This window comes from Rhodoferax sp. (genome assembly GCF_037143375.1).
In the GTDB taxonomy this organism is placed as follows: domain Bacteria; phylum Pseudomonadota; class Gammaproteobacteria; order Burkholderiales; family Burkholderiaceae_C; genus Rhodoferax.
This window is the reverse complement of record NZ_JBAWYV010000120.1, coordinates 1-9780: the sequence shown is the minus strand read 5'-3', so window position 1 is coordinate 9780 and position 9780 is coordinate 1. Positions and strand designations below refer to the sequence as shown.

Below are 9780 nucleotides of genomic sequence, written 5' to 3'. Positions count from 1 at the left end.
TCAGCGCAAGAACGCGTCGTAGCCGGTCTTCAGGATCAGCGCGCTCACCACACCGATAAATACCAGGCGCACAAACCCCGTGCCATGCTTGAGCGCCAGGCGCGTACCAAGCAGACTGCCCGCCACATTGGCCAGTGCCATGGCCAGCACAAAGTGCCACCAAATATGCCCTTTGGCAATGAACAAAACCAGCGACGCCACGTTGGTGGTGGTGTTGATCAGCTTAGCCGAGGCCGAGGCACTCAAGAAATCGTATCCCAGCAAGCGCACAAACAAAAAAACCAGAAAGCTGCCCGTACCTGGCCCGAAAAATCCATCGTAAAACCCGATGACAGCCCCGATGGCCGACGCCAGATAGGCCTCTTTGGCACCCGAGAAGCGCGGCGCGTGGTGGCGACCCAACTCTTTTTTAAACAGCGTGTAGATCAGCACCGCCAGCAAGACCCCCGGCAGCACCTTGCGCAAGTAGGCGGGCGACACCACCGTGACCAACCAGGCCCCGGCAAACGCGGCTACAAAACTCGCCGCCGCCGCCGGCAACAAGGCAGCCCAACGCATCTCGACGCGGCGGCTGAATTGCACGGTGGCAAAGGCCGTGCCCCAGACCGAGGCGCCTTTGTTGGTGCCAAACAGGGTGGCCGGCGGCGCAGTCGGGAAAACGGCAAACAGGGCGGGCACCAAAATCAGGCCGCCACCGCCCACAATCGAATCCACAAACCCGGCCAGGAGCGAGGCGAACGAGACAATGAACAATTCCATGCCGCCATTGTCGCACTGAGGCTGAAGCAATTATGCTATTTTATTTATAGCTGCTTGCGCAATAAAAACGGGGGCTACAGGCCGATCAGGCATAAAAAAGGCACCGGGGTTGCCGGTGCCTTTTTCAAGCGCTTATGCGTGACGCATGCGTTATTTTTTGTCTGCCCGTAGGCGTTTGTCTCCTGGGCCGCTCTCCTTCAGCAGGCCTGAAGCCTGTTGACGATGGCATTAATGTACGCCCCAAAACCCAGTAAAACCATTGGGATTAACCCTTTCAGGATTAACCCTTTTACGCCGAATTGTCCTGGACGATCCACTGCGCCGCCTTCTCCGCAATCATCAGCGTGGGCGAGTTGGTGTTGCCACTGGTGATGAGCGGCATGACGCCCGCATCGACCACCCGCAGACCCGCGACGCCGCGCACCCGCAGGCGCGAATCGACCACGGCAAAAGGGTCGCTGGCCAGCCCCATTTTGGTGGTGCCCACCGGGTGAAAAATGGTGGTGGCAATGTCGCCCGCCAACTTGGCCAATTCAGCGTCGGTCTGGTACTGGATGCCCGGTTTGAACTCTTGCGGCTGGTATTTGGCCAACGCCGGTTGCGCCACGATGCGCCGCGTCACCCGCAACGAATCAGCCGCCACCTGACGGTCGGCCTCGGTACTCAGGTAATTGGGTGCAATGGCGGGCGCTGCGTCAAACTGCGGACTTTTGATCTGCACCGTGCCCCGGCTGGTCGGGTTCAGGTTGCAGACGCTGGCGGTGATCGCATTGAAGCTGTGCAGCGGCTCACCAAAGGCATCGAGGCTGAGCGGCTGCACGTGGTACTCGATGTTGGGGTAGGGCTGGGCCGGGTCGCTGCGGGTAAAAGCCCCCAACTGCGAGGGCGCCATGCTCATGGGGCCGGTGCGTTTGAAGGCGTATTCGAGCCCGATCATGGCCTTGCCCCAGAGCGAGTTGGCCTGGGTATTGAGCGTCTTGACGCCCTGCACCTTGAACACCGAGCGGATCTGCAAATGGTCCTGCAGGTTGGCGCCCACGCCCGGCGCGTCCAGCGCCACCGCAATGCCGTGCTGTTGCAGCAGCGGGGCCGGGCCAATGCCGGAGAGCTGCAAGATTTGCGGCGAGCCAATGCTGCCGGCACTCAAAATCACTTCGCGCGTGGCCGTGGCAATGACCCGCGTGTGGCCGTCCCAGACCTCGACGCCGGTGCAACGCTGGCTGCCATCGGCTTGGCGCTCCAGCAACAGCCGGGTGACTTGCGCTGAAGTCCACATCTCGAAATTGGGCCGCCCGTAGCAAGTGGGCCGCAAAAAGGCCTTGGCCGTGTTCCAGCGCCAGCCTTCTTTTTGATTCACTTCAAAGTAGCCGACCCCTTCGTTGTCGCCCTGGTTAAAGTCGTCGCTGGCCGGTATGCCGGCCTGCTGCGCAGCTTGCGAGAACGCGTCCAGCACATCCCAGCGCAGGCGCTGTTTCTCGACCCGCCACTCGCCGCCAGCATTGCGATGGCGCAGCACCTGGCGGTAAGGATCGTCATCTTTGCGCATCAGTTCGGGCTCGATGCCACGCGCGCCGTGGGCGGCGTTGGCACCCTTGTAATGATCTTCATGCAGCTTGAAATACGGCAGCGACTGGTCCCAGGTCCAGGCGTCGTCGCCAGTCAACTTGGCCCACTGGTCGTAGTCGCGCGACTGGCCACGCATGTAAATCATGCCGTTGATGCTGCTGCAGCCGCCCAGCGTTTTGCCGCGCGGGTAGCGCAGCGAGCGGCCATTCAGACCGGCGTCGGGCTCGGTGTTGAAGAGCCAATCGGTGCGCGGGTTGCCAATGCAATACAGGTAACCGACCGGGATGTGAATCCAGTGGTAGTCGTCGCGGCGGCCGGCCTCGATCAGCAAAACGCGGCGGCTGGCGTCCGCCGACAACCGGTTGGCAAGGAGGCAACCGGCCGTACCGGCGCCGATGATGATGTAGTCAAACGTGGTGCTCATGGTGCTGGGCCAGGTGCTGGTTTTAATGCCCGACCCAGTTCGGCTTGCGCTTTTCCTGGAAGGCTTTCTGACCCTCTTTGGCGTCCTCGGTCAGCGTGAAAAGCGCAATCTGGCTTTCGGTGAACGACATGGATTCTTCAAACGCCATCGACTCCACGGCCTTGAGCGTGTACAAACCGCGCCGGATGGCGGCCGGCGACTTGTCCAGCAAGCGCAGCAGCAACCACTGCAGCTTGGCATCCACATCGTCATCGACGTAATTCACCAAGCCGACCTCGAGCGCCTGCGCCGAGGAGATGGGCTCGCCGGTCAGACACATCTCGTTCAAGGTGCGCCGGGGAATCAGGTGCTGCAACACGCTCAGCACTTGCGCCGGAAACACGCCGACCTTCACCTCGGGCAAGCCAAACACCGCGTGGCTGGCGGCCACCGCCAGGTCGCACATCGACATCAGGCCCATGCCACCGGCCATACAGGCGCCATTGACACGGGCAATCAGCGGAATATTGCTGGCGCGGGCGGCGCGCAGCAGCTTCGCGAGGTGGCCGTGCGGCTCGGAGTAATCGGTGGTGAAGGCGTTAGCCGACTGCAAATCAGCGCCAGCACAAAAGGCCTTGCTGCCAGCACCGGTGACGACGATGGCGCGGAGGTCGCGCTGCCCCTGCGCCAGCGTGATGGCCTGCGCCATGCCCGCCAGCACCGCGTGGCTCATGGCGTTGCGCCGCTCTTCGCGGGTGATGGTGAGCCACAGCACGGGGCCGCGTTGTTCCACACTCAGTTCGGGCGATGACGTAAAGATCGAGGGGGTCATGTTGTCTCCTGTTTTGGTCATTTTGCCGCAACATCCTCTTCTGAATAATCAAACGCAAGAGCCGCGGTTAGCGTTAGGATGAAGCTGTCATATTTTGATATTTTTTGAACCTGATTTTGATGAATCGCCGTTTCCATGACCCCGAACACACCCCGCATCTCTTGGCCCAGCACGCCTGATGGCGCGCGGGTGCTGTCGGGTAGCTGGACGGCGGCACGTCTGGCCGACCCCGGGGTGTGGCCGCAAATTCAAGCGTCGCTGAATGATTGCCAAACCTCCGAAGCACGTCACTGCGTCTGGGATTTGCGTGAACTGGAGCGACTCGACCACACCGGCGCCCAAGTGCTCTGGAACGCCTGGCGCCACCAGTGGCCGACGGATCTGCTGATGAATGAACCCCAGCGCCCGATGCTGGAGCGGGTTGCCCGCTATTCCACACCACCGCCGCAGGCCACGCGGCGCACACCGGTGCAGGTTTTTTTAAGCCTGGGGGCGCAGGTCTGGCGGCTCTTGGACCACGGCAAAGCCTTTGTCCGCCTGCTGGGTCAACTGCTGCTGGACATGGTGCAACTGGCGCGCCACCCGCGCTCCGGCCCGTGGCGCGATGTCTCGGGCCACCTCCACCACATTGGCGCGACCGCACTGCCCATTACCGCGCTGGTTGGTTTTTTGATTGGCGTGGTGCTGGCCTACCTGATGTCGCTGCAGCTGCGCCAGTTTGGCGCGGACGCCTTCATCGTCAACATTCTGGGCATCTCGCTGATCCGCGAACTCGGGCCGGTACTGGCCGCCATCCTGATTGCCGGGCGCTCGGGCTCGGCCATCACGGCGCAAATTGGCGTGATGCGGGTCACCGAAGAACTCGACGCCATGCGCGTCATGGGCATTGCCAAAGGCTTCCGGCTGGTGCTGCCGCGCGCCATCGCCCTGGCCGTCGCCATGCCCTTGCTCACGGTCTGGACCACACTGGCCGCGCTGGCCGGTGGCATGCTGGCCTCGGACCTGGCGATGGGCGTGACGCCGGCCTATTTCTTTGCCGCCATGCCGGGCGCGGTGGAGGTCTCCAACCTGACGCTGGCGCTGTCCAAGTCGGTGGTGTTCGGGCTGCTGATTGCGCTGATCGGTTGCCACTTTGGCCTGCGCGTCAAACCCAATACCGAGAGCCTGGGCCAAGGCACCACGGCCTCGGTGGTGGTCTCCATCACCATGGTGATTCTGGTGGACGCCTTGTTTGCCGTCATTTGCAAAGACATTGGCATATGACCGCATCCCCCGCGCCCGCCCAAGCCGTGGTCGAGATCGACCACCTCTGGTCCGTGTTTCGCAATAGCGGTCAAGAGGCTGTCGTGCACCAGGACCTGAATCTGCGCATTCAGGCGGGCGAGATGCTGTCGATTGTTGGCGGCTCCGGCAGCGGCAAAACGGTGCTGCTGCGTCAGATGCTGGGGCTCGAAACCCCGACGCGTGGCCGTGTCACGGTGCTGGGCCAACCGGCCTCGGAATTGAGTTCGGACGGTGCGGCCAGCCGGGTCGGCATGCTGTTTCAGCACGGCGCCCTGTTTTCGGCCTTCACGGTGCTGGAAAACATCGCTTTTCCGTTGCGCGAACTGCGCACCCTGCCCGACGCCCTGATTCGCGATGTGGCCATGGTCAAGCTGCAAATGGCCGGGCTCGACCCGGCGCAAGCCCACAAAATGCCTGCTGATTTGTCGGGCGGCATGGTCAAGCGCGTGGCGTTGGCGCGGGCGCTGGTGATGGACCCGCCGCTGCTGCTGCTGGATGAACCCACCGCCGGACTCGACCCCGACAGCGCCGATGCCTTTTGCACCCTGCTGCGCTCACTGCACCGCGAACTGGGGCTGACGGTGGTGATGGTCACGCACGACCTCGACACCTTGTTTGAACTCAGCACCCGCATTGCCGTGGTGGCCGACCGGCACATCATCGTTTGCGGCACCCCGCGCGAGGTGAGGGTGTTTCCGCATCGGTTCACCCAGGAATTTTTTGGCGGGGCCCGTGGCCAGCGCGCGGCCAGCTTGTTGCGCGACCCCCCGCCTACCGTGTAAAAAGAGAACCTTATGGAAAACAAATCCCACGCCCTTGCCGCCGGCACTTTTGTGCTGGTGGTGCTGGCCTTGCTGGTGAGCCTGGCAGTCTGGCTGACGCGCGACAACCGGGCGCTGCAGGTCTACGAGATCACCAGCCAGCAAGCGGTCACCGGCCTGCAGCCGCAAGCCAGCGTGCGCTTCAAGGGCGTCACCGTCGGCAAGGTCACCAACATCGGCTTCGACCCCTCGCTGCCCGGCCAGGTGCTGGTGCAAATCGCCATCGACGACCAGGCGCCCATCACCGCCTCCACCTTCGCCAGTCTGGGGTTTCAGGGCGTGACCGGGCTCGCCTTCATCCAGCTTGATGACCGCGGCGAGTCCAAAACCATGCTGCCCGCCAACCCTGCCAAGCCCCAGCGCATTCCCCTGCGGCCGGGGCTGGTGTCGCAACTGAGCGACCAGGGGCTGCACATTTTGTCGCAGCTTGAAGAATCCAGCCGCCGCGTCAACTTGCTGCTCAGCCCGGAAAACCAGCAAAAACTGATGACCGCCGTGGGCGATCTGGGACTGGCCGCCAACAGCGTCCGGCAACTGAGCACCCGCACCGAGCAACTGCTGCCGCCACTGGTCCTGACCACGACGGAAGCCCTCAAAACCATGCAGGCGACCTCGTTGCAGGTGGGCGACAGTGCCGACGAAGCCCGTGCCTCGGCCCGCGCCTTCCGGACTGTGACTGAACGCATGAGCACCCCCGGCGGCACGCTGGACCAACTGACCCAAAGCGCGAGCACGCTGGCCGCCATCGGGCAATCACTCAACAGCGCCACCCTGCCGCGCCTGAACCGGGCTGTGGTGGAAGCCACCCACAGCGCCAACCGGGTCAGCCGGGCCGCCGACAGCCTCACCGACAACCCGCAGAGCCTGATTTTTGGCAACGGCCCACCCGTGCCCGGCCCCGGCGAACCCGGCTTTGCAACCACCCCAGGCAAACCATGAGAATCGCTATGCAATCAATAGCTGCTTACGCATACAAGACGTGGTCTAGAGGCCTATTTGTTATATTTTTTGTGGGACTGGCCGGTTGCGCACTGCCGACGCCACCCGAGCGCCCCACCCTGTACGACTTTGGCCCGGGCCGCCTGAGCCAGAGCGCGCTCGCCAACCCGGGCCCGGCAACGGCTTTGCGCCCACTGGTCATCGCCGAGATCGACGCCAGCCCGGCGCTGGACAGCAGCGCCGTGCTCTACCGGCTGGCCTACGCCGACCCCCAGCAACTGAAACCCTACGCACTGGCGCGCTGGAGCATGACGCCGGCCCAACTGCTGCGCCAGCGACTGCGCCAAGAGTTGGGTGAACAGCGCACGCTGCTAAACCCCGGCGACAGCGCAGGCGCGGCCCCTGGCAGCGTAACGCCGCTTACCTTGCGGCTGGAGCTGGAGGAATTCAGCCAGTTATTTGAGAGCCCCAGCCTAAGTGCGGGCCTGTTGCGCCTGCGCGCCAGCGTGGTCCAAGGCCACGCCACCGGTGACAAAACTGTGGCCCAGCGCACCTTTATCGTGCAGCGCCCGGCCCCCAGCGCCGATGCGGCGGGTGGAGTGCGCTCTCTAACCGCAGCGACAGATGCGGTAATTCACGAGATTGACCTGTGGTTGCGGGCCTTGGCCCTATAAAATTTGGCCATTCGATGCCGCGTGCATCTCCCGCTCGGCCACCGGCCGACGCCCTCAGGAACCTCCCATGACGACACCCACCCCTATTTCAGGCCCCAACTTTTTCCAACGCATCCCGCTCGCCTTCAACGCTTTTTTCAAAGTCTTGTTCGCCACCCCCAGCGCACCCGCCCCAGTGGTAGAGGCGCCCACGCCCCTCAAAATCGCCACACCCGATGCCGCCCTGCAACTGCTGGGCCTGTTTCAACGCGACGCCCGCCTGATCGATTTCACCCAGGAAGACCTCGCCAGCTACTCGGACGCCGACATTGGCGCCGCCGCCCGCGTGGTGCACGAAGGCTGTTGCAAGGTACTGCGCGAGCACTTCACCATCACCCCGATGCGCCCGGAGCCTGAAGGCAGCCGCCTCACCCTGCCCGACGGTTTTGACGCCCGCGCCATTCGACTGACCGGCAACGTGGTGGGCACCGCCCCCTACAAAGGCACCCTGAGCCACCGCGGCTGGCGTGCCACTGAGACGCGTCTGCCCCAACTGACCCCCAGCCACGACGTGACCGTGCTGGCCCAGGCCGAGGTGGAACTGTGAGCGCGCCGCTTTATTCCATCGGCATCGACCTCGGCACCACCCACTGCGCCCTGGCCTATGTGGACATTGGCGCCAGCGACGGTGAAACCACAAGCTACGGCGTGCTGGAGATTCCCCAGCTCACGGCACCCGGTGCGGTCGAGTCGCAGCCCCTGCTGCCGTCGTTTTTGTACCTGCCGCACGAGGCCGAACTGGCCGCTGGCGACCTCAACCTGCCGTGGTCCAGCAAGCAGGACTTTGCCGTGGGCGAGTTCGCCCGCAGCCGGGGCGCGTTGACGCCGATCCGGCTGGTGTCGAGCGCCAAAAGCTGGCTCTGCCACGCCGGTGTGGACCGCCGCGCTGCCATTCTGCCGTTTGACGCGCCACCCGAAGTGGCGCGTGTCTCGCCGCTGGACGCCTCCACCCGCTACCTGGCCCACCTGCGCCAAGCTTGGGACCATGCCCACCCCGAAGCGCCGTTTGACCAGCAGGATGTGACCGTCACCATCCCCGCCTCGTTCGACCCCGCCGCCCGCGAACTCACGGCCGAGGCGGCCCGCGCTGCCGGTTACAACAACCTGACCCTGCTGGAAGAACCGCAGGCCGCGCTCTACCACTGGATTCAGGGCAGCGAAGGCCGCTGGCGCAAAGACGTGAAACCGGGCGACATCATTCTGGTGATTGACGTGGGCGGCGGCACCAGCGACTTTTCGCTGATTGCGGTGCTGGAGCGCGACGGCAACCTGGAACTGCACCGCGTGGCGGTGGGCGACCACATCCTGCTCGGCGGCGACAACATGGACCTGACCTTGGCGCATGTGGTGGCGCGCAAGCTGGCCGCTGACGGCAAAACGCTCGACCCCTGGCAAATGCGCGCCCTCACCTACGCCTGCCGCGTGGCCAAAGAAAACCTCTTGAGCGATGCCGCGCTGGAGGTGCAATCCATCGTGGTGCCGAGTCGCAGTTCAAAACTGATCGGCGGCTCGATCCGCACCGAACTCACACAAGCCGAGGTGCGCACCACCATCCTGGAAGGTTTCTTCCCCGAGGTCGATGCGGCCAGCCGCCCGACCAGCCGTACCCGCAGCGGCCTGACCCAACTCGGTCTGCCCTACGCGCAAGACGCTGGCGTGACCCGCCACCTCGCCGCCCTGCTGGGTCGCCAGGCTGGTGCTACTGCCGAGCTGGAAGGCTTTGCCGGCCAGGTGGATGCCGACGCCAGCTTTTTGCACCCGACCGCCGTGCTGTTCAATGGCGGGGTTTTCAAATCCACCGTGCTGATTGAGCGCACGCTGGGCACGCTCAACAGCTGGCTCACCACCGAAGCCGCTGCGCCCGCGCGCGAACTGGCCGGAGCCGACATGGACCTGGCTGTGGCCCGTGGCGCCGCCTACTACGGCTATGTGCGCCGCGGTCAGGGCGTGCGCATTCGGGGCGGCACGGCGCGCGCCTATTACGTGGCGGTCGAATCCTCCATGCCCGCCATTCCCGGCATGGCGCCGCCGGTGCAAGCCCTGTGCGTGGCGCCGTTTGGCATGGAAGAAGGCGTCGAAGCCGACTTGCTGGCGCAAGAATTTGGCCTGGTGGTGGGCGAACCGGTGCACCTGCGCTTCTTTGGCTCGTCGGTGCGCCGACAAGACCAGCTCGGCACCCTGCTGGACTTCTGGCAACCCGAGGAGTTGCAGGAGTTGGGCGAGATTCAGGCCACGCTGCCGGCCGAAGGTCGCCGCATCGGTGAAATCGTGCAGGTCAAGCTTCGCGCCGTGGCGTCCGAGACCGGCACGCTCGAACTCACAGCCGTCGCTACCCAGGGCGGTGAGCATTGGAAGGTCGAATTCGACGTGCGCAGCAATACCTAGTGCCCGCGCTGATGAGCCAGTACCTCGTCGGCATTGACCTCGGCACCACCAACACGGTGGTCGCCTACGCGCCGATCG

General features: G+C 64.1%; 9 protein-coding genes. 6 read left to right on the top strand and 3 right to left on the bottom strand.

The genetic code is table 11. The features are described from left to right. The 3 genes from WCG50_RS14770 to WCG50_RS14760 all read right to left on the bottom strand — a co-directional run bounded on the left by WCG50_RS14770 (position 1) and on the right by WCG50_RS14760 (position 3560). Positions 1–759 (bottom strand): TSUP family transporter, encoded by a 759-nt coding sequence (locus tag WCG50_RS14770; protein WP_336900365.1) that lies wholly within the window; start codon positions 757–759, stop codon positions 1–3. A gap of 289 nt (positions 760–1048) precedes the next feature. Beyond that, entirely contained in the window at positions 1049–2749 is a 1701-nt protein-coding gene (locus WCG50_RS14765; RefSeq protein ID WP_336900364.1) for a GMC family oxidoreductase N-terminal domain-containing protein, read from the bottom strand. A gap of 22 nt (positions 2750–2771) precedes the next feature. After that, the gene (locus WCG50_RS14760) at positions 2772–3560 is read right to left on the bottom strand and encodes an enoyl-CoA hydratase/isomerase family protein (protein ID WP_336900363.1); all 789 of its coding nucleotides are present in this window, start codon (positions 3558–3560) and stop codon (positions 2772–2774) included. Positions 3561–3695: 135 nt separating this feature from the next. Here WCG50_RS14760 and WCG50_RS14755 point away from each other — a divergent pair, with 135 nt between their 5' ends. The 6 genes from WCG50_RS14755 to WCG50_RS14730 all read left to right on the top strand — a co-directional run bounded on the left by WCG50_RS14755 (position 3696) and on the right by WCG50_RS14730 (position 9702). Then, complete coding sequence (locus WCG50_RS14755; RefSeq protein ID WP_336900362.1) at positions 3696–4823, top strand: ABC transporter permease; 1128 nt, start codon at positions 3696–3698, stop codon at positions 4821–4823. Further along, complete coding sequence (locus tag WCG50_RS14750) at positions 4820–5626, top strand: ATP-binding cassette domain-containing protein (RefSeq protein WP_336900361.1); 807 nt, start codon at positions 4820–4822, stop codon at positions 5624–5626. Before WCG50_RS14755 ends, WCG50_RS14750 begins: the two co-directional genes overlap by 4 nt. A gap of 12 nt (positions 5627–5638) precedes the next feature. Then, positions 5639–6604 carry an MlaD family protein gene (locus WCG50_RS14745; RefSeq protein ID WP_336900360.1) on the top strand — a complete coding sequence of 322 codons (966 nt, stop codon included), beginning with the start codon at positions 5639–5641 and terminating at the stop codon, positions 6602–6604. A gap of 8 nt (positions 6605–6612) precedes the next feature. Next, the gene (locus WCG50_RS14740; protein ID WP_336900359.1) at positions 6613–7278 is read left to right on the top strand and encodes an ABC-type transport auxiliary lipoprotein family protein; all 666 of its coding nucleotides are present in this window, start codon (positions 6613–6615) and stop codon (positions 7276–7278) included. A 67-nt stretch (positions 7279–7345) separates the two neighbouring features. After that, positions 7346–7864 (top strand): DUF2760 domain-containing protein, encoded by a 519-nt coding sequence (locus tag WCG50_RS14735; protein WP_336900358.1) that lies wholly within the window; start codon positions 7346–7348, stop codon positions 7862–7864. Then, positions 7861–9702 carry an Hsp70 family protein gene (locus WCG50_RS14730; RefSeq protein WP_336900357.1) on the top strand — a complete coding sequence of 614 codons (1842 nt, stop codon included), beginning with the start codon at positions 7861–7863 and terminating at the stop codon, positions 9700–9702. Before WCG50_RS14735 ends, WCG50_RS14730 begins: the two co-directional genes overlap by 4 nt. Positions 9703–9780: the final 78 nt, after the last annotated feature.

Coding starts and splice junctions, on each gene's coding strand:
- WCG50_RS14770 (WP_336900365.1), bottom strand. CDS start 759: ATGGAATTGTTCATTGTCTCGTTCGCCTCGCTCCTGGCCGGGTTTGTG.
- WCG50_RS14765 (WP_336900364.1), bottom strand. CDS start 2,749: ATGAGCACCACGTTTGACTACATCATCATCGGCGCCGGTACGGCCGGT.
- WCG50_RS14760 (WP_336900363.1), bottom strand. CDS start 3,560: ATGACCCCCTCGATCTTTACGTCATCGCCCGAACTGAGTGTGGAACAA.
- WCG50_RS14755 (WP_336900362.1), top strand. CDS start 3,696: ATGACCCCGAACACACCCCGCATCTCTTGGCCCAGCACGCCTGATGGC.
- WCG50_RS14750 (WP_336900361.1), top strand. CDS start 4,820: ATGACCGCATCCCCCGCGCCCGCCCAAGCCGTGGTCGAGATCGACCAC.
- WCG50_RS14745 (WP_336900360.1), top strand. CDS start 5,639: ATGGAAAACAAATCCCACGCCCTTGCCGCCGGCACTTTTGTGCTGGTG.
- WCG50_RS14740 (WP_336900359.1), top strand. CDS start 6,613: ATGCAATCAATAGCTGCTTACGCATACAAGACGTGGTCTAGAGGCCTA.
- WCG50_RS14735 (WP_336900358.1), top strand. CDS start 7,346: ATGACGACACCCACCCCTATTTCAGGCCCCAACTTTTTCCAACGCATC.